Source organism: Rahnella sp. GSA61A (genome assembly GCF_019969905.1).
In the GTDB taxonomy this organism is placed as follows: domain Bacteria; phylum Pseudomonadota; class Gammaproteobacteria; order Enterobacterales; family Enterobacteriaceae; genus Rahnella; species Rahnella aceris.
This window is the reverse complement of the sequence record NZ_JAHXYO010000007.1, coordinates 173,982-192,433: the sequence shown is the minus strand read 5'-3', so window position 1 is coordinate 192,433 and position 18,452 is coordinate 173,982. Positions and strand designations below refer to the sequence as shown.

23 protein-coding genes are annotated in these 18,452 nt (G+C 51.3%); 21 read left to right on the top strand and 2 right to left on the bottom strand.

The genetic code is table 11. The annotated features are described in order from the left end of the window. Positions 1-3: 3 nt before the first annotated feature. Positions 4-237 (top strand): PerC family transcriptional regulator, encoded by a 234-nt coding sequence (locus LC431_RS11775; RefSeq protein WP_072270533.1) that lies wholly within the window; start codon positions 4-6, stop codon positions 235-237. Positions 238-330: 93 nt separating this feature from the next. Here the strand turns inward: LC431_RS11775 and LC431_RS11770 are convergent, their stop codons facing one another. Beyond that, positions 331-897, bottom strand: a complete 567-nt coding sequence (locus LC431_RS11770) for a hypothetical protein (protein WP_072270524.1) — start codon at positions 895-897, stop codon at positions 331-333. Positions 898-1,138: 241 nt separating this feature from the next. On the opposite strand from LC431_RS11770, the gene LC431_RS11765 reads away from it, so the two are divergent. The 20 genes from LC431_RS11765 (at position 1,139) to LC431_RS11670 (ending at position 18,096) form a co-directional block, all read left to right on the top strand. After that, the gene (locus LC431_RS11765) at positions 1,139-1,456 is read left to right on the top strand and encodes an RAQPRD family integrative conjugative element protein (RefSeq protein ID WP_060435736.1); all 318 of its coding nucleotides are present in this window, start codon (positions 1,139-1,141) and stop codon (positions 1,454-1,456) included. After that, positions 1,456-1,701 (top strand): TIGR03758 family integrating conjugative element protein, encoded by a 246-nt coding sequence (locus LC431_RS11760; RefSeq protein WP_060435735.1) that lies wholly within the window; start codon positions 1,456-1,458, stop codon positions 1,699-1,701. The genes LC431_RS11765 and LC431_RS11760 overlap by 1 nt, the downstream gene beginning before the upstream one ends. 15 nt (positions 1,702-1,716) lie before the next feature. Next, on the top strand, positions 1,717-2,067 hold the full coding sequence (locus tag LC431_RS11755) for a TIGR03745 family integrating conjugative element membrane protein (protein WP_060435734.1): 351 nt from the start codon (positions 1,717-1,719) through the stop codon (positions 2,065-2,067). Positions 2,068-2,076: 9 nt separating this feature from the next. After that, the gene (locus LC431_RS11750; protein WP_060435733.1) at positions 2,077-2,451 is read left to right on the top strand and encodes a TIGR03750 family conjugal transfer protein; all 375 of its coding nucleotides are present in this window, start codon (positions 2,077-2,079) and stop codon (positions 2,449-2,451) included. Next, positions 2,448-3,107 (top strand): PFL_4703 family integrating conjugative element protein, encoded by a 660-nt coding sequence (locus tag LC431_RS11745; RefSeq protein WP_060435732.1) that lies wholly within the window; start codon positions 2,448-2,450, stop codon positions 3,105-3,107. The genes LC431_RS11750 and LC431_RS11745 overlap by 4 nt, the downstream gene beginning before the upstream one ends. Then, positions 3,104-3,997: a TIGR03749 family integrating conjugative element protein gene (locus LC431_RS11740; RefSeq protein WP_060435731.1), complete on the top strand. Its 894-nt coding sequence runs from the start codon at positions 3,104-3,106 to the stop codon at positions 3,995-3,997. The genes LC431_RS11745 and LC431_RS11740 overlap by 4 nt, the downstream gene beginning before the upstream one ends. Continuing rightward, positions 3,994-5,520, top strand: a complete 1,527-nt coding sequence (locus LC431_RS11735; protein ID WP_223509863.1) for a TIGR03752 family integrating conjugative element protein — start codon at positions 3,994-3,996, stop codon at positions 5,518-5,520. Before LC431_RS11740 ends, LC431_RS11735 begins: the two co-directional genes overlap by 4 nt. 14 nt (positions 5,521-5,534) lie before the next feature. Continuing rightward, a complete protein-coding gene (locus LC431_RS11730; protein WP_060435729.1) occupies positions 5,535-5,921 on the top strand; it encodes a hypothetical protein in 387 nt (128 codons plus the stop codon). A 4-nt stretch (positions 5,922-5,925) separates the two neighbouring features. Then, positions 5,926-6,333 (top strand): TIGR03751 family conjugal transfer lipoprotein, encoded by a 408-nt coding sequence (locus LC431_RS11725; protein ID WP_060435728.1) that lies wholly within the window; start codon positions 5,926-5,928, stop codon positions 6,331-6,333. Then, positions 6,333-9,152, top strand: coding sequence for a conjugative transfer ATPase (locus LC431_RS11720; protein ID WP_060435727.1), 2,820 nt, complete (start codon positions 6,333-6,335; stop codon positions 9,150-9,152). The genes LC431_RS11725 and LC431_RS11720 overlap by 1 nt, the downstream gene beginning before the upstream one ends. A 44-nt stretch (positions 9,153-9,196) precedes the next feature. Continuing rightward, positions 9,197-9,547, top strand: coding sequence for a hypothetical protein (locus tag LC431_RS11715; RefSeq protein WP_370633811.1), 351 nt, complete (start codon positions 9,197-9,199; stop codon positions 9,545-9,547). 371 nt (positions 9,548-9,918) lie between these two features. Then, a complete protein-coding gene (locus LC431_RS11710) occupies positions 9,919-10,839 on the top strand; it encodes a hypothetical protein (RefSeq protein WP_223509860.1) in 921 nt (306 codons plus the stop codon). Further along, on the top strand, positions 10,829-11,677 hold the full coding sequence (locus tag LC431_RS11705) for a hypothetical protein (RefSeq protein ID WP_223509859.1): 849 nt from the start codon (positions 10,829-10,831) through the stop codon (positions 11,675-11,677). The genes LC431_RS11710 and LC431_RS11705 overlap by 11 nt, the downstream gene beginning before the upstream one ends. Further along, the gene (locus LC431_RS11700) at positions 11,658-12,008 is read left to right on the top strand and encodes a hypothetical protein (protein WP_223509857.1); all 351 of its coding nucleotides are present in this window, start codon (positions 11,658-11,660) and stop codon (positions 12,006-12,008) included. The genes LC431_RS11705 and LC431_RS11700 overlap by 20 nt, the downstream gene beginning before the upstream one ends. A gap of 405 nt (positions 12,009-12,413) precedes the next feature. Beyond that, a complete protein-coding gene (locus LC431_RS11695; protein WP_223509856.1) occupies positions 12,414-13,205 on the top strand; it encodes a hypothetical protein in 792 nt (263 codons plus the stop codon). Between the two features lie 206 nt (positions 13,206-13,411). Beyond that, complete coding sequence (locus LC431_RS11690) at positions 13,412-13,816, top strand: TIGR03757 family integrating conjugative element protein (RefSeq protein WP_060435726.1); 405 nt, start codon at positions 13,412-13,414, stop codon at positions 13,814-13,816. Then, positions 13,813-14,787: a TIGR03756 family integrating conjugative element protein gene (locus tag LC431_RS11685; RefSeq protein ID WP_060435725.1), complete on the top strand. Its 975-nt coding sequence runs from the start codon at positions 13,813-13,815 to the stop codon at positions 14,785-14,787. Before LC431_RS11690 ends, LC431_RS11685 begins: the two co-directional genes overlap by 4 nt. 61 nt (positions 14,788-14,848) lie before the next feature. Then, positions 14,849-16,213: an integrating conjugative element protein gene (locus LC431_RS11680; RefSeq protein ID WP_370633818.1), complete on the top strand. Its 1,365-nt coding sequence runs from the start codon at positions 14,849-14,851 to the stop codon at positions 16,211-16,213. Beyond that, positions 16,213-16,560, top strand: coding sequence for a hypothetical protein (locus LC431_RS11675; RefSeq protein ID WP_061552871.1), 348 nt, complete (start codon positions 16,213-16,215; stop codon positions 16,558-16,560). Before LC431_RS11680 ends, LC431_RS11675 begins: the two co-directional genes overlap by 1 nt. A 9-nt stretch (positions 16,561-16,569) precedes the next feature. After that, positions 16,570-18,096 (top strand): conjugal transfer protein TraG N-terminal domain-containing protein, encoded by a 1,527-nt coding sequence (locus tag LC431_RS11670; RefSeq protein WP_060435722.1) that lies wholly within the window; start codon positions 16,570-16,572, stop codon positions 18,094-18,096. Positions 18,097-18,130: 34 nt separating this feature from the next. Here LC431_RS11670 and LC431_RS11665 read toward each other — a convergent pair whose 3' ends face one another. Beyond that, positions 18,131-18,415 carry a hypothetical protein gene (locus tag LC431_RS11665; RefSeq protein WP_223509854.1) on the bottom strand — a complete coding sequence of 95 codons (285 nt, stop codon included), beginning with the start codon at positions 18,413-18,415 and terminating at the stop codon, positions 18,131-18,133. Positions 18,416-18,452: the final 37 nt, after the last annotated feature.

Genomic DNA, 18,452 nt, shown 5'->3' with positions numbered 1-18,452 from the left:
AACATGACGTTAAAGGATAATCAGGCTGAGATGCTTGAAGAGCGTGGATGGTGGCATCGCGCAGCACGCCGTTGGCTGGATGTGCTCGATCTCACGGTGGATGATTCTGTTCGTGAAGCAATTGTCAGGCGACGGGAACATTGTTTGAACATGTCTGGTCAGATAGCACCCGATCAGCGTCGTCGGGAAAATCGTAAACTCTACAAACAACAACTGCGATATAGCGACGGTTATTAGGGTGAGAAAGTTCGGGAGGCGCACTGTGAAATTTTGGGGAAGCGATGACAATGCTTCCCCCAAAGTTTAAATATCGACCTGTGGTATCAGAAACTAACCCCAATTAACTTGCAGTACTCCCCCGATGGCTGACAGGAAGTCGTCGCCTACAACCTGTGGATGGTGAATGAAGTCCTTAGTAAAAAGTGAATGATGTTGAGCGCTTATCAGGCCATAGCATCTCGGGTCATTATTTACTACACCGTACGTTGTACCGAAGGTAAGGTCGATGATTTCATAAGAGGGGGACGTTAACCAGGCATGAAGGTTAATGGGTCTCATTGACACTGGTGTGCCAAGAAGCGCTTCGAGTTCGTTTTCTGGGGTGTAAAATACGTTGTGCTGATTATATTCAACGTATCCTAGAGTGTAAGTCAGATCCGTTCCCAAAAGAGCTTCAAGTTGTTCCTGCATGGAATAATTTAGGGCAAAGCACTGTTGCGAGACTTCCTTGGGATGCATTTTTCCTAAGCTTTCTTGAAGAAGCTTATTCAGTTTTCTTAGTCCTTTATCATTAAAAAGTCGTCGTTCTTTTGGGTTGAAGGAAGGTGCATAAAGGCCCCAATCTTTTGTTCGTTGGATTGCATTCTGAAACTCAACTTCATAATTTGAAATGCTCATTTTTTTCCTATTCCTTAGAATTTGATGTGCTGCATGAAACCCTGTATCACTGCCAGATATGAGATTTTGATTGGCAGTTCTTATCTCATTTAACATTAAAACCCTTTAGTGTTACTACGTTACTAAAACCCTCATAAATTCGTTTTTTTAATTTTTGCACCGCTGAAAACACTTTCCTGCTGCTCTCCCTGTTTGGTTGCGTCAGTCTTTCCCCGCAACCTTAAACACACAGGAGAGCGTCATGCGCCCAACCCCCGGACTCTGCGTAATGCTGCTGGCTATGTGCAGCTTCAGTTCGTTCCCGACGCAGGCTTCCGAAAAAGACGAACTGGCCCTGGTGATGCGTCAGCTTGATCAGGTTCAGGCCGGCCTGGACAGAGCCCGCGTTGTAGCCAACCAGAATGGTCAGGATGCCCGTTTCTATTTCGATTACCTCAGCGCGACCCGAGATATCACCACAATGAAGCAAGGGATAGCGCGTTATCTCGAACCCTCCCGCGCTCAGCCTTCGATACCGATGTCAGTCACCGGCCAGTACCGCGGCGAGGAGGATCGCTGATGTCTATGACCTCTGCTCAGCAGTCTGGCTGGAGTGCCGGCACCGGCGGCGGCATGGAGCCGTCGGCTCTCAATTTGCTGATTTTAGGTCTGCTGGGGGCTGTGCTGTTTCTGTTCGTTGCCTGGGTGCTGGTGACGGCCTATCGCGGCGTGTCTGACAAATCCATTCCTATGAGCAAGCTGCCGGAGTCGGCCATCCGCCTGGTAGTTCTGCTACTCGTAACACTCTTCCTGTTTTTCCACTGAAGTAAGGATAATTAAATGAAGTTAATGACATTTTTTAGTAACAAACTTTCCCTGCTTGCAGGCAGTACCCTTTTTTATATCGGGAATGCCCTGGCTGACCTGCCGCCCATTGAGCAGCCTTCATCAGGAGGGGGGAGCGGTACCTATGCCACCATCAAAGGCTATTTGCGCGACGGTCTGACGCTGGGCGGTCTGATTATTGCGGCCGTGGCCTTTATCGTTGTCGCTAATGCGGCAATCAGCTGCTTCCATCACGTCCGTCAGGGTAAGGCGACCTGGACGGAGTTCGGCACCTTCGTGATTATCGGCGTCATCTTGCTGGTCGTCGTTATCTGGCTTGTCACCAAATCCAGCGACATCATCTGAGGAGGCGGTATGGCCGTGATCGAGTTTTTACCTGACCGTCTGAATACCCCGCCCGTCGTCTGGAGAGGCTTCACCGCCGGAGAGTTTCTTCTGGCGGCCACGGTGGGTTTTGTACTCGGTATTCCGGTCTCTCTTCCTCTGGTCTTCATCCCCGCAGTCGGCTGGATTGCGATCCCGACCTGTATGCTGATTATGCCCATCATTGTGGTGTTTATCGGCGGGCGCTGGGTCAGCAATTACAAGCGCGGAAAACCGGACAACTATCTGTGGCGTCGTCTGGAGGAGCTGCGCGCCCGCGCCGGGCTTTTTCGGGGGCTGATCGTCCACAGCCGGGCATGGGCGCTGCGGCGTACGCGCCCGGTTAAACGGGGAGCAAGTCAATGAGCCGTTTTCGCAATGCGGTGAGCGCACGCGACAACCATATTTTTACCCTTCGGCTGGTGTGCGGCATGTTGTTTGTCGCGCTGCTGACAGCCAGCACCGGCTGGATGCTGGCACCCCGTAACCTGACCATCCACAATCCGCCCGATCTGCGGTCGGGCAGTACCAAAAAATGGTGGGAAGTGCCGCCGTCAACGGTGTACAGCTTTGCCTTTTACATTTTCCAGCAGCTCAATGCCTGGCCCAAAGACGGTGAGGTGGACTATCCGGCAAAGATTGCCCAGATGAGTCCTTTCCTGACGCCTGCCTGTCAGGACTTTTTAAACAAGGATGCCGAATTTCGCACCAACAGCGGCGAGCTCAAAGACCGCGTGCGTGTGGTTTACGAGATCCCGAAGCGCGGTTACAGCAGTAAAAGCGTGGAGATCAAATCCGAGGATGAATGGGTGGCCCGCCTTGATCTGGTGGCGGACGAGTATTACCACACCGAACCGGTTAAGCGGGCGATGGTGCGTTATCCGATAAAGGTGATCCGCTGGGAGGGTGACCCTGAGCGTAATCCATTTGGGCTGGCCATGGACTGCTATGACGGTGTGCCGCAGCGTCTGGAGGCGATGCCTGTCCAGGCACCGGAGAAGAAAACGGGGGTATTCCAGTGAAATTAAACATCCTGGTAGCCGGTGGGTTACTGATAGCAACGGTCGGTGTCGCCCATGCCGTGGAGCTGATGAAGTGGGAGCGGATCCCTCTGCAGATACCGCTAAACGTGGGGCAGGAGCGGATCGTGTTCGTGGACAAAAACGTGCGGGTGGGTTTTCCACCTTCCCTTAACGGCAAGCTGCGGGTACAGAGCAGCGGGGGGGCGGTCTATCTGGATGCCACCGACGCGTTTCCTGTGACGCGCCTGCAGCTGCAGAACAAGGAAAACGGCGAAATTATCCTGCTCGACGTCAGCGCGGCGGCAGGGAAAGCAACCCGTGAGCCGGTTCAGGTGGTCTATGACGGTGAGGTGTCGTCAGCCTCTGCCAGCGATAAAACCCAGGTCAGCGGTGCCGGCAGCAGCGGGCAGCCGGCAACCACTCAGGGGGAGGGGACAACAGAACGACGTAAACCCGCGAAGCTGAATGCGCCGCTACCCGTGGTGCTGACCCGCTATGCCGCGCAAAGCCTTTATGGACCGCTGCGGACGGTTGAAGCGGTGCCGGGCATCAGTACGGTCGCCCTGAAATTACCGTCCCGGGTTACGACCCTTTATCCCTCAGCGCCGGTGATGGTCAGCCCGCTGGCCGCCTGGACCCTCAATGGTTACAGCGTGGTGGCTCTGCAGGTACGCAATACGTCGGCGGCAAAAGTCATTCTCGATCCCCGTGAACTGGACGGGCAATTTGTGTCGGCGACGTTCCAGCACAGGTGGTTAGGAAATGCCGGGACGCCGGAGGATACCACGGTGTTGTATCTGGTGGTTGAAGGCCGTCCGGAAGGGGCTTTCCTGGCCGAGCCAACTGTGACGCCCGTTCATGCCAAAAAGTCGCGGAGTTCCCGTCAATGAAAATCAAATCCAATGGTTTAGTCAAACTGATGGTGCCTCTGGCCATCCTTGGCACGGTGTTTATCGGCGTCAAATCCTGCTCATCAGGCAGTGGCGAGAAGAAAGCGCAGACCACGGCCGGAACGGTTGTGCCTGACCTGACGCCGGAGGATATGAAGGCCATGGGCATCGAGGGGGACACGCCGCAGGATACCCTGAGAACGCTGGTCGGCAGCCTGAAGACGGTGACCAAAAGGCAAAATCAGCTCGATGCGGACAATAAGAGCCTGGCGGAGGAAAACAAGAACCTTAAGCAGACTAACCAGAACGTCGATGAGCGCATTAATCAGGCGGTGGTCAACGCGCAGTCCGTGGCTGACAAGGAGCAGAGCCAACTGAAGAATCAGGTGCAGGATCTGACGTCGAAAATAGGCGGCCTCATGCAGCAGTTGCAGGATAAAGGCAACCGTACCCAGGAGACGGTGACAGGAAATTCCTCCACGGTCGGCAGCGATATCCCTGTGGGATTAGGCCTCGAGGGTGGCGGCACTCCCGCCCCCGCGGCAGGCAGCGACGGGCTTCAGTGGATTGAGCCGAAAGACGGCGTTGCCGTCGATGCCAGCGGCAAACCCGTGGGTGAGGGAAACACCAATACCGCCAGCGGGTTCTCCTTTGCCACCTCTTTTATGGACGATAACGCCATTACCCGTCAGAAAGCGGAGCTGGCCAACAAAACGAATACCGGCCAGACGTTGAGCGGCAATAAAGCCGCCGAAGGGCCGGTAGACCCGGTGTATACCATGCCTGAGAACTCTACCTTAATCGGCAGTCGGGCGATGACCGCGCTGCTTGGCCGCGTTCCCATCGATGGGAAAGTGACTGACCCTTACCCTTTCAAGGTGCTAATAGGAAAAGACAACCTGACCGCAAACGGCATCGATCTGCCGGATGTGCAGGGGGCTGTCGTATCCGGTACGGCGACGGGGGACTGGACGCTGTCGTGCGTGCGCGGCTCAGTGACAAGCATTACGTTTGTATTTTCAGACGGTACTGTGCGCACTTTGCCAAGGCCTGCCGGGCAGGCTGATAGTCAGGGTGGAGGCCAGGGCGAAAGCAACGGGAGTGCGAGCAGTATTGGTTGGCTGTCTGATGAAAACGGTATTCCGTGCCTTTCCGGTGAGCGCAAATCCAACGCCTCGACTTACCTGCCGACGCTCTTTGCGCTGGGGGCCAGCAGCGCGGCGGGTGATGCCCTAGCTCAGAACCAGAACAGCACGCAGACCAACGGATATGGCGGGGTGACCTCTACGCTGACGGGGGATGCCGGGCAGGCCGTGCTGGGCAAGGCCTTGTCCGGGGGCATGCGGGATACGGCGGACTGGGTGAAAGCCCGCTATGGCCAAACCTTTGATGCCATTTACGTGCCGCCTGGTATGAAAGTGGCGATCCATATCACCAAACAGCTTGCCATTGATTATGAAGAGAAGGGCCGCAAGGTGAACTATGGCTTTAGCCTGAGCCAGGCCGGTACCGGTCTTGATTAAGGGGGGATGTCGGGATGGTTTCAGACTCAGCACAGGCGTTGTTTCTCTCGCTCATCACGCATCAGGTCACGCCCTGGCAGTCCGTTTGTCATGCCCCGGCAGTGGCAGGCTTTGGTGCGAAGGAAGTGAGTGCGCTGCTGTTTTCTGGCGTGCTGCAACCGATGTGGTGGTGCTGTCGTGGACCGGGGCCGGTCGCCCCCCGCAAAAAGAATTCACTAAGCTGGATGGTCGCGCTGGTCAATGACCCGACGCCTGCGGCGGCGCAGCTTTGGCTGCCCGCTGCGGCATTACGGATCCCGCGTGTCACAGGAGAGCTTCAGCGAAAGGCGCTGGACAGATTTTTACTGCGTTGTTTTCAGGACTTTGCTTCAGCGGATGAACTCTACAAGAAAGGCGGGTAGGCGAATGAAAAAGAGAAGAACACTTCTGATGTATGCAGGGGTACTTATGCTGCTGAGTGGCTGCAGTACCAGTAAAGACACGATGTTGCCCCCGGGCGACAGTACCATGCTGGAGTTGTGGAATGATGGTGCATCAACGACGCACGCGACCGGGGAAGGGCGCACTACGCTTCGCCGAACGCTCAACGATCGCGAACGCACCGCGTCAACGCAAGTGGCGGAAAGTTACAGCCGAACGCAGGAAAATGAAATACAGCAGACGTTTCCACGCCTGCCCAATCCAGACATGGTGATGTACGTGTACCCGCACATCGCCGATGGCAATGCGCCGGTGCCGGGATACAGCACGGTGTTTCCGTTCTACAGCCAGATCCAATATGCCCTGCCGGGCGAACGCACGGGAGAGTTGTAATGTTTTCACTGTTTCGTCGTCAACCCGATACCTCAGACGTACAGCTTAGTGGCAACGGACCCTTCGCGGTTGAGGGGCATGAGCCGTTCAGCCGTGAGGGGCGGTTCACCCACAGCGATGAGGCCAGAGCCTATAGCCTGCAGCCGTCGATTATTGATTATATGCCCTGGGGCGAATATCTTCCGGAGGGGCGGTGCCTGCTTCTCGATGACGGTGTTTCCGTCGGCGCCGTGTTTGAGGTGATCCCGGTGGGCACGGAGGGGCGTCCGGCCGAACGTCTGGAAGAAATCCGCGACGTAGTGGAGGATGCGCTGCAGGACAGCCTGCCGGAGCTCGACGGGAACCAGTGGGTAGTGCAGTTCTATTGTCAGGATGAAACTGATGTGACGGCCTATATGGATAAGCTTCGGGGGTATGTCAAACCCTGGGCGCAGGGGACGCCGTTTACCCGCGCCTGGCTGGCTGAAACTGAACGACACATGCAAAGCATTTCAGTAGAGAAGGGGCTTTTTGAGGACAAGATTGTCACCGGCGCGCCCTGGCGTGGCCAGACCCGCCGCACGCGTATGGTTATTTATCGTTACGTCGAGAAGAATGCCCGTGATCCGCTGCCGCCGGCCGTCCTGCTTAATCAGGTGTGTGACCGGCTGACCTCGGCGCTGGCCGGTGCCGGCATTCGCTGTGAGCGACAAAACGGGGAGCAGATCCACAGCTGGCTGCTGCGCTGGTTTAATCCGAGTCCACAGTGGGTGGCTCCCGAGGTGCTCTACCGCGCCGCACGGCACGACGACGGTGAACCGGACAGCCTGCCTATTCTGAATGATTTCAGCGAAACCCTGTGGTTTACTCGCCCGCGCAGCGATGCCGAGCGGGGCGTGTGGTGGTTTGATAACGTCGCTCATAAGGCCGTGCCGGTCGAACGCTTACGCCGCGCGCCGCAAACGGGCCATCTGACCGGTGAAGTCCGACGGGGGGAGAACATCAATACCCTGATGGACCTGATGCCGGAGGGAACCATGATTGCTATGACGCTGATTGTGCAACCGCAGGACGTGCTGGAAGAAGAATTCAGCCGCCTTGGCCGTAACGCTATGGGGGAAAATATTGAATCCACCCGCGCCCGTGAAGATGCAAAAAAAGCACGTGAATACCTGGGCGACCAGCATAAACTTTACCGGTCTGCGCTGACGTTTCTCCTGCGCGCGCCCGACCTTAACAGCCTCGATAAGCGCTATCTCGATATCAGTGCCAAACTGCTCAATGCCGGGCTGCAACCGGTAAATCCTGAGCACGATGTGGCTCCGCTGAACGGATATCTGCGTGCCATGCCGATGTGCTTTAACCCGTCGGTGGATAAAAACCACTGGTACAGCCGGCTGACGTTTGTGCAGCATTTTGCCTGCCTGTTGCCGGTTTTTGGCCGCGATACCGGCACCGGTAATCCGGGGTTTTCCTTCTTCAACCGCGGCGGCGCTCCGTTGACCTTCGATCCGATGAACAAAGATGACCGCACGCAGAACGCGCACCTGTTGCTGTTCGGTCCAACCGGCTCAGGTAAATCGGCCACGCTTTGTGCTTCGCTGTCTCAGCTGATGGCGGTACACCGTTCCCGGTTATTCCTGCTGGAGGCGGGAAACTCGTTTGGGTTGTTTGCAGATTACTGTGAGTCGCTGGGGCTGACCGTCAATAAAATCAGCGTGAAGCCGGGGAAAGGTGTCTCGCTGGCCCCCTTCGCCGATGCCCATCTGTTGCTCCAGGCCTCACCCGATGAGCTGGTCATTGATGAGTCAGCCCTGCCAGAGCTTGATGCCAGCACGGGCGATGAGGAAGACGATGAAAAACGTGACATCCTGGGGGAAATGGAAATTGCGGCGCGTCTGATGGTAACCGGCGGGGAGGCGGCCGAGGAGGCCCGCATGACGCGGGCCGATCGCGGGATGCTGCGTGAAGCTATCCTCGCGGCGGCGCGCACATCCTTTAATGAGAACCGGCAAATGTTGCCTGAGGATCTGATGCATGCGCTGGAAAATATCGCACGCGATAACTCAAAAGATGCCGACGGCCGCGAACGCAGAACGGCCAGCCGGCGGGCACGTGCCGAAGAAATGTCAGAAGCGCTGCGGATGTTCACCGAAGGCTTTGAGGGAGAGCTGTTTAACCGGCCAGGAACGCCGTGGCCGGAGGCGGACGTCACATTGATTGATTTGGGAACGCTTGCCCGCGAAGGCTATGAGGCGCAGATGGCGGTGGCGGTCATTGCCCTGGTCAATACGGTGAACAACATTGCCGAACGTGACCAGTATCTTGACCGTGAAATCAATATGGTTATCGATGAGGCCCATATTGTGACCACGAACCCGCTGCTGTCGCCTTACATGACCAAGGTGGTAAAGATGTGGCGTAAGCTCGGCGCCTGGCTGTGGCTGGCCACCCAGAACCTTGCAGACTACCCGGATACGGCGGAAAAAATGCTCAACATGGCTGAGTGGTGGCTGTGTCTGACCATGCCCCCGGATGAGGTTGAGCAAATTTCACGCTTTAAAAAGCTCACGATGGAGCAAAAAGCCATGCTGTTGTCGGCGACCAAGCTCCCGCGTTGCTATACCGAAGGTGTGGTCCTGGCCAAAAGGGTGGAGGCCTTGTTCAGGGCTGTGCCGCCCAGCCTGTACCTGGCACTCGGGATGACAGAAAAAGAAGAAAAAGCGGAGCGGCGTGCGCTGATGAATGAATACCATTGTACTGAACTGGAAGCGGCGTTTCACGTTGCCCGAAAGCTTGATAAGGCCCGGGGAATACTCATTGAGGCGAGGCCGGTATGAGACGACTGGGAATGTTACCACCTGCCGTAGTCAAGGATAATGAAGTGAGTCTGGCCGTCATGTTTGATGTGCCACCGCAGGGAGAGGCTCGTATCGGTGTCACTGATCATGGTCAGCTTATGACGCTCTGCGACCATATCCGAAAGCGCCTGCAGTCACCAGTGCTTCTCTCGATGCGACCTCATCGGGTGGGCTCGCTTAACTGTGTTTCCGTACATCTGAAAGATAATACAGGGGCCACGCTGGATTTATTGATCACCATTACGGGTAATACCGTCTGGCCGGATGATAATGAGTATGTACGGGGAGCCCGATGGTATATCAATGTGGCGGATGCCACTGACATGATGTGGTTGCTGAAATCTCTGGATGTGCTGACGGTCAAAGAAGGATAAAGAAACAGGAAACTGGCGACGGCTGCTCAAATTTTTTGTGCAGACGACGCCAGTTAAACAAGCCGTAGGTGCGTTAGCTGTATTAGCTCAGACTTGACTTGACACAACTACGACACAAACCAAAGCTAATCTGATAGGCGGCTCTGTGCCAAAGCGGAGCGGATAATACTAACATCGCGTTGCATTAAAAGTTAGGGATGACGTCAGTTCATTGCTTGTAGCCAAGCTGACTACATAAATTATACTTCTCAACTCATTAGAATATTGGTAGTATTCCTCTATGATAGTGAGTAAATGGTCTTAACTAATTCAGAAACTCTCTTGCTCAAGTTTGTTCCTTAACAAATAAAAGGATGCGGGTATATAAGGCTATGGAGAAAAAAACATTAATAATTACAAGCAGCTTTGATCGAACATGTGATTTTTTGATTTCAAGATACCAGCATATTGATTTTTTTAGATTTAATACGGATGATTTTTTTAATTACCAAGTTTCTTATTCTGAAGATGGATTTATACTTAAGAGTAATGACGGGGCTATAATAACATCCTACACATGTAAATCTATATATTATCGTAAACCTGCGCCACAACCCCTCTCAAATATAATTGATGAGAAGTACTGGGGGTTTGTTCATCGGGAGTGTATGTCATTTATTGAGGGGATAGCTGATTCATTCGACGGTTTTTGTTTGTCGCCCCCATCTAAAATGAAATATGCCGACAATAAAATTTCGCAAGCAAAAATTGCACGTTTAATAGGATTCAATATTCCTGAATTCACCATTGGGAATCACATTTCCTTTGAAGATAATTCTCAATGCAAGAAAAAGTATATTGTTAAACCTTTAGCGAGCGGAATGATCATTACCGGAAATAAAAAAGAGATAGTGCAATCAAATATTTATTTAAATCATTATCCTGATGATAATTTAAAATATACGCCTATTTATTTTCAGTACTATCAAAATAAAGATTATGAAACACGGGTTACTGTAGTAGGTGAGTGTTTTTTTACTGTTAAAATTGTATCCAATAACAAAATTGATTGGAGAAAGAGTAATAATAATATTGTTTATGACATTATTGATATACCAGAAATTATCAAGTCTCAGTGTTTAAAATATATGAAGCATTTTGAACTTAATTTTGGTTGTTTTGATTTCATTGTAAAAAGTAACATCTGGTATTTTCTAGAGATGAATGCTAACGGCCAATGGCTATGGTTAGAGTTAGAAACTGGAGTTAAGATATCAGAGAGGATTATTAGGATGTTAGACCGTGACAATTAAACATCTCATTTGTATAGTATTAAACTGGTCATTTTTATTACATATTTCTTGTGATAAAAATTTTGATACTCCATTAAAAAACGCACTAATAAGAATATCTCTATTTCATGTTTGCATCGGCATTTCCCATTATTATTTTTTAACATATGATTTTGAAACGAATAAATTCTCACTATACTATAAGTTATTCTATAGAGACTTATGCTCTGAATACACGCAAACTGATATCTCCAATGAAGTTGATAATTATAAGAATACACTACTACCGACAAAGAGTGAATTACATGACATTCAAGTGGAGTTTCTGAAAGAGAAGAAAGAGGATAATAAAGAGGCCATATCATCTTCCTACAATAAAGCTAGTTTTTTACTAGGGTTTATTACGACAGTTGCAGGGCTTCTTGTATACCTTTTACCAATTATTGTATCATATAACTCAAGCTCTATATTTGTTTATATTTTCATTTTGTATTTTAGCATAAGCTCTATATCCAATATAATTAATGCGGGAGTATTTATCTTTGAAGTGTTGAGAGTGAGGGGTTATCACCAATATAGATATGAAGATATCTCAAAGGCAAAAGGAGAAAATTATGTATTGCTATATCAGTATTTTGAGTGGAAAGCTATTAGCAACGCAAGGGTATATAAAGTTGGGCTCTTGCGAAATGCCGAAAAATATAGCATTAGAGTTTTCTTCCTTGCAATAACTCTCTGGATTTTTTTACAGCTATTCCCCTCATCCAGGCAGGAAGAAAACAAAACTCAAGAGATTCCTGTGTATAAATCTGATTCTTCAATAAAAAACAGAGGAAAGTATGAAACCGTATTTATTTAATTATAGTGATGAAATAGAGATGGTTGTGGTTAATCCGAATCAACAACCCTATGAGAGTACATTGTCTACATCTACGATAGAAAATAATGATACCAATATTTATCTAGATGGCACAATGTTGTCAGAAAATCTTGAAAACACTGACGCCGATGTTTTCTTAACTGGTTCAACAATGGTTACAAATGTCCTTGAACATTCCGATCATGACACCTTATCTTTTGGAACTTCGGAAACTCGCGTAATGGAAAATTCAGATCAAGATGGTATTAACATGTTTTTTGATACAACAATGATTACCAAAACATTAGAATCCACTGATGCAGAATATTAACTAATGGCATGTCCTAAGTTCATTTTTTGCCCTTAAAATAGCCTCTACAATGGGGCTAAAGGTTAATTTTTCATTTCTAGTTTTTATAAAGTTGCTTGTATCACATGTTAACCACAGGTATAGCGTTGGTTCGTTCTTACTGCAGGTCGATTCCTATGGGGCTGACAATTAAGCGGAATTTTAGATGGCTTAAAAAGAGTACTTAACTTCCATTCCTCGCTCTCATACTCTTTGATTAATTCCTCTGAGGCTTTAATAATCTTGTGTATAGTTTCGAAATTAACTTGCGTCACAATGAATTTTTTTAGTGTTGGTGGACGAGTTAGTCCAAGATGGATTTTTCAGATCACTAGGTAATAAATATCGCAGGGGTTATCGTTTACAGTTCATAGCCGAAAGGATAAAGTGATCCACAACAAAATCATATTGGATGATGCTGTGAAGATTGAAGCTGATACACTTTTAAACTATCTGAAAGCAGCCATAGAAAATCTTGTTTATCATGAGAAAAAAGCACCCGACTTAATGGGGATGATTCATGAGATGGACAGGATTTTTCATCAAGAGATTTTCGCCTATGAATATGACGCAAACGCTGCAACCATGCTGCTGGCGATGAATTCGTATATGATGCTTTCAAATGCTGTTCTTCAGGCACTATCTGGTCACCAAGTCGCAGTGCTTCCGGTAGCTCGTGCAGCACTAGAGTCAGCCTGTTATGCATATCTTACATCATCCGATAAGAAGATGAGTGAAATTTGGTTTAACAGAGGTAAATCCAAAACTGCGACTGATAACTGCCGTAAGGTTTTTACTATTGTAGCGGCAACAGCCAAACTTAGATATATCTCACCAGATATGTCTGACTACGTGAAAAAACTCTACGACTTGTCTATTGAGTATGGTGCGCATCCAAACATCAAAGCAATATCTCACCATCTGCATGACAGCGGTGTGGTTGATGATAAATTTCACGCCTTTTCGCATACTGGCATTTATGGTGAAAACAGTTATCAGGTAAACGGGGCCTTATTGCTTTGTATTGATGTCGGACAGGCTATTGCATTTCTGCTTTCTGCGTCTGCTAAAGACCATCCTTTTATAAATGAACGAGTGGATGTGTTTCAGAACTGGATGGGTGAGAAGAATAAAATCATAGATGATATTTCAGCAAAGCTTGATAAAAGTAGGTCATAGCAACCGGAAGAAATCCGACAGAACTTGTTTTCGGGACTTTGTATGGGATATTTCCATGCGGAATTGAAATACCTGAAGTGGCGTGCAGAGCAGGATGCTGACGAGCAGACCGGATAAATTTTCGTAGTCAGATATTGAGTTATTTACTGACGTGAACAGCGTATCGACGCACTTTAGGCGGGTTATCCGCTTAGGGAGTGTTCACTATGAAAAAACTAATCAGCTGTTTGTCGGCACTGTGCCTGTCTGCCAGTGCCTGCGCCGGTACCGTCATTTATACTGACAGTTCGAACCCCGTTAGTTCCCCTTCACCCGATATCCCTGTCGTATATCTCGATGCGCCCGAGCATGTTCAAACGGATATCTTTGGCACCCTCCCGACAAATCCCGCCCTGGCTGAAAAACAGGCCCGGGATGTTCTCAACTCACCCGCGTTCTCATCTCAACAACGGCAATTGACCAGCGCCTATCAAGGGGTGATGAAAGCCTGGTCACTCGGGCTGTCCAAATATCCTGCGGTCGTGTTTGACGATAAATGGGTGGTTTACGGTACTACGGACGTCAGTGTGGCCATGCACCATTTGGCGGACTGGCGAGGGGAAAACCAATGATATTTTCCTCACCCCGTTCCCGCCGGCTGCTGCTGGCTACGTTGTTGACCGGAAGTGGGCTGTGTGGGGCCAGCGTCAACACCGCCAGCCTGATTTCCAGTGCAGCCAGCGTCTCCTGTATCGGCTGGAAGGTGAAGGGGATCTGCTACTGGCTCCTCTGTACGCCTTTTGGCTGTTCTGTCAAAACGTCCGTGAAGGTTGAACATTTCATCCCGGAAGCTGTGGTGTCAGCCTATTCCGGCCCCGGCGATAATCCCTGGACGGAAATGTCCGCTGTCAGCGGTGCGGCTGGCAGCGGAGAAAGCAGTGTCATCGGTTCTCTGGGCGGCGTCAGCGCGGGCGGGGGACAACAAGAAATGAAGGCCCCCGGGCTGCGTAAACAGAATCTACATTTTCACTATGCCGATGCCTATGGCCATCCGGCCACCACGCTTATCGGAGGACAGATAGCAGGTTACTCCTGCAAGTCCGCCGCCACGCCTTTTGTTCCTTACTTTGTCAGTTCGCTCGATGCGCTGGTTTGGCGAAGCGGCCTGCCGGAAGGCCTGTACCCGGAAGCCCTTATCCCCGGACAGCGTGAGCTGGGCAGTCAGGCCGGGGCCAATATGTGGGGAAACATCTATCCGCGTAGCGGTTTTGTCACCCAGCAGGACGCGTATAAGTCCGCAGCCGTCGTCGCCCAGCGCGTGGCCGATGTCATCACTCGCACTGGTCAACTGCACGTCTACCAGCCGCTGGTAGGTCAGCAATCCCCAGGCTACTGGCCACCTGCACCGGTGAAAGAGAATACCGGTACCCAAAACCATAAATGGCAACGTCTTTCTCCGACGCTCTCGACCACCTGTGCAGTCTTCCCCGACACCGGCGCGACGGTTTCTCAGGACGGTAATTATGCCTGGGCACTCTGGCAACCTTACAGCTGCTGTAAACGCCGCGGTCAGACCTTCCTTTCCAGCACTGATTTTTCGTGAGACTCACACTATGACAATGCTAAAAAAAGTCCCTCTCGCTCTCCCGCTGACGTTGCTGGTGATGTTAGCCAGCGGCACACCCAATGCATACGCTGAGGTCACCACCTCTCCCAGCGGCGCTTCTGCCAACGGGGCCATCAGTGACGGCCTGTTTTATTCCATTGGCGGCGGCTCGGTCATATCGCCGCCCGCTTCCCGAAACAGCATGACGCGTCTGGGCATGAACGCCGGAATGAGCAGCGACCTGATGTGCGGTAATTTTGACCTGAAAACGACGGTAGGTAATCAGCTTAACGGTGTGACCAGCGGCTTTAAGGATCTGATGGGCACCGTGATGCAGGGGGCTACCGGCGCGGTCTCCAGTATGCCGGCGATGATTATCCAGCGCGCCAATCCCGGGCTGTATGAAATGCTGACCAACGGCGTGCTGCAGGCCGGACTGAGTTTTGACAAGGCCAAACTCAACTGTCAGAACATGGCCAATAAAATGGCCGATTACACGATGGGAAGCAAGTGGACGCAGGCGGCCGTCACCGAGGAGTACAAGGATATTGTCGCCTCCAGCGACGGCGATGCCGTTAGCAGCGACCAGAAGCTGCAGAAGGCGACGGGTGAGGAAGGTGCTACATGGATCGGGGGCCAGAAGCGTGGCGGCAAAGGCCAGCCGGCAATCAAACCGACGCATGACCTGGCCAAGGCTGGTTACAACATGATGAACAACCTGCCGGTGACCAGCAACAGCAGCGTGGGAGCTTCCAGCTGTAACGGGTCCGTTTGCCAGCGTTATCCGAACTCCGAGACTGCTGCGAGCGCGGTGGTGAAAGTGCTGGGTGACAGGTCGATTAGAACTTGTCGTGATGCCAGCGAGTGCGGCGGCGGCGGCGATGAAAATGCCGCCGGCAGCACGGTCGCCGGTACCGGCTTTTCACCGATACTTGAAGATACCACTAAAGAAAACCTCGAGCAGTTAACCAAACTGGTCGGGGGTTCTGAAGCGCCGACTACCGACAACCTGGCCAAGCTGAAAACGGGCAGCCTGGTCGTGACCCGCGGCGTGATCCAGTCACTGAAGGATGACCCGGACAGTGCCGCACTGGTACAGCGCCTCGCAGGAGAACTGGCCATGTCTGACACCGTGGAACAGGCGTTGACAATGCGACGCATGCTGACTACCGGCCAGTCTGAACCCAATGCGGCCGACCAGCCGGAAGCGCTGGCCGAGGGGGACCGTCGCGTTGATGCGCTCGACCGGGAGCTGGCCGCGCTGAGTAACGAAATGGCATTGAGAAAGTCCATCAGCAATAACAGTCTGCTCACGACCCTGGAACGTCAGGGTGTACGCAATCAGGACAGCCGTCTGCAGCAGCACAGCGGAAGTCAGGATCAGGGATTCAATAACATGAGCCAGAAATCAGGAGCACAATAATGACGATACCCGTCTCCCCTCAGCGTCGTTTTGGTCGTACGCGCCGTTTCGTGCTGGCTTTTCTGGTTATCCTCGCGCTGACTGTGGGGCTTTTCTTCATTGCCTCAGTGTTGTTTGAAGTCGATCCGGATGGGCATAAGGTGCGCGACTGGCTGAGTGCAAGCCGGTACGGTCTGTTTGTCTGGCGGCTGACAATGTATACCGGGCTTTGCTGGGCCTGGTTTTATGTTGTGCGACCGCAGGTTGTGAAGAAATCTCCGGGTCAATCACTTCATCGCCTTGAGTGGATGGCGGCAGGTTTTATTATCGTTATCGAATTCGCCGCCTGGCGTTCCGTACTGGCATAAGGAGGCGTCATGACGGCCAACAGTTTTCTGGAGTACTTCCTGGTGTTGTTCGGCTGGATGCTGAATAACGCCCTGTGGAACATCCTTATTAGTACGGGACTTTTCGCGCTGCCTCTGGTTTTCAAGGTTCTGGGTATCTGGTTGAAGGTGCGAGAAGAAGGCGCCGATGAGGGGAATAAAGGTGTTCTTGCACTGCCGCGGGTTGAGCACGCGCTCTACGTATCATTTTGCGTGATGCTGTTCTGCTGCATTCCGCTGTTGCCGGTCGATATCAGCACCATTAAATTCGATACTTCACGGGCGAAACAGTGCGGTGTAAGCGTACCTACGCCCCAGAACTCCGGTTACAAGGGGCTGGTTAACGACTTTGACGGCAAGACGGCAGAAGTCCCGGTCTGGTGGTATCTGTTGCATATGATATCCAAGGGCATCACCCAGGCGATGATTGCCTCGATCCCCTGCGGAGACCAGCTCCGCCAGATGCGCTTTGACGTGCAAAACACCAAAATTCGCGACCCTATAGTGCTGCAGGAAGTGCAGGACTTTGCAGATCAGTGCTATTCCCGTTCTTACTTCAAGCTTAAAAACAGCAACAGCCAGCTGAGTGACGCAACAATCAATTCAGTAGGGTGGATAGGCAGCAGCTACTTTCTCAATACCAGTGGTTACTATGATTATTACACATCGACCAGCCCGCGCAGCCAGTGGCCGTATGACAATGCCCGGGACAGCGGCTATCCGGATGTGGGAAAAGGTGGATATCCTACCTGTAAACAGTGGTGGTCTGATGGCACTAATGGCCTGAAGGCCCGGGTGCTGGCCAATATGGATGAGTCGACTAAGGCAGAGCTACAGCGGAAATTTAGCAAGGATCAGTGGGAGGAGATGGCACTGCGCTGGCTGGTGAGTCCGCGCAACGTTGGGCTTTCAGGCAGCGGTGAGACTTATGCTACTGGCAGCAGTGATGTGGGCTCAGGCCTGGCATTTAACGTGACCCGCCTCGTGTCGACAATTGGTGTGGGAATTAAGCAGGCGGAAGCGTTGCCGGGGTTTGATGCGCTGAAGCAGGCATTGCCAATGATACAAGCTCTGCTGGAGATGATGATTATAATCGTCATTCCGGTGCTGATGATGTTCAGCGCCTATGAACCTAAGACGGTGGTGACCATTTCGTTTGCGTTGTTTGCACTGATATTCATTACATTTTGGTGGGAACTGGCGGGCTGGCTCGATGACAGGATGATTACCATTTTGTATGACAGCATGTCCGCGCAGGGCATTTCGAACAGCAGCGTGCCTTTTGCAGAATTTACCAGCTCAACCGCTGATGGTTGGATCATGAACCTGGTGTTGGGAATGATGTATGTGGTCTTCCCCATGTTCTGGGTTGGGATGCTAGGTTGGATAGGAGTAAATGTAGGTGATGTAGCGAAGTCTTTGTCACAAGGAGGCAAAATGCCGCAGGAAGCAGGTGAAAAGGGAGGTAAATTGGCAAAGGATGCTGCAACATCGGCTGCAACTAAAGGCATAAAATAACAAAGACTAGTAACTTGGAATGGATTCTCAGTTACTAGTCGTCATCTTTAATATCACCAAAATAATAACCGTACCCTTGGTTACCGTCTTTGTAACCATAACCAAGATCATCGCTTTCGGATTTTGAGATGACTTTATTGCTATTATTCAATGCTCCTACAGTAAGAACCGCAGCGCCTAAGGCTCCGAAGACAAGATCAACAGACCCCAAAACCGTATTACGACCAAGTTCTTTGTAATCTGCTTTCTTCATTTTGAATTTTGTTGGTTTCCTGGAGCAAATTTCCTCAAGATCTTTCGGATCAAAACCTTGCGACATAATCTTTATCACTCTTTGGTTATAAATCACTCAACCC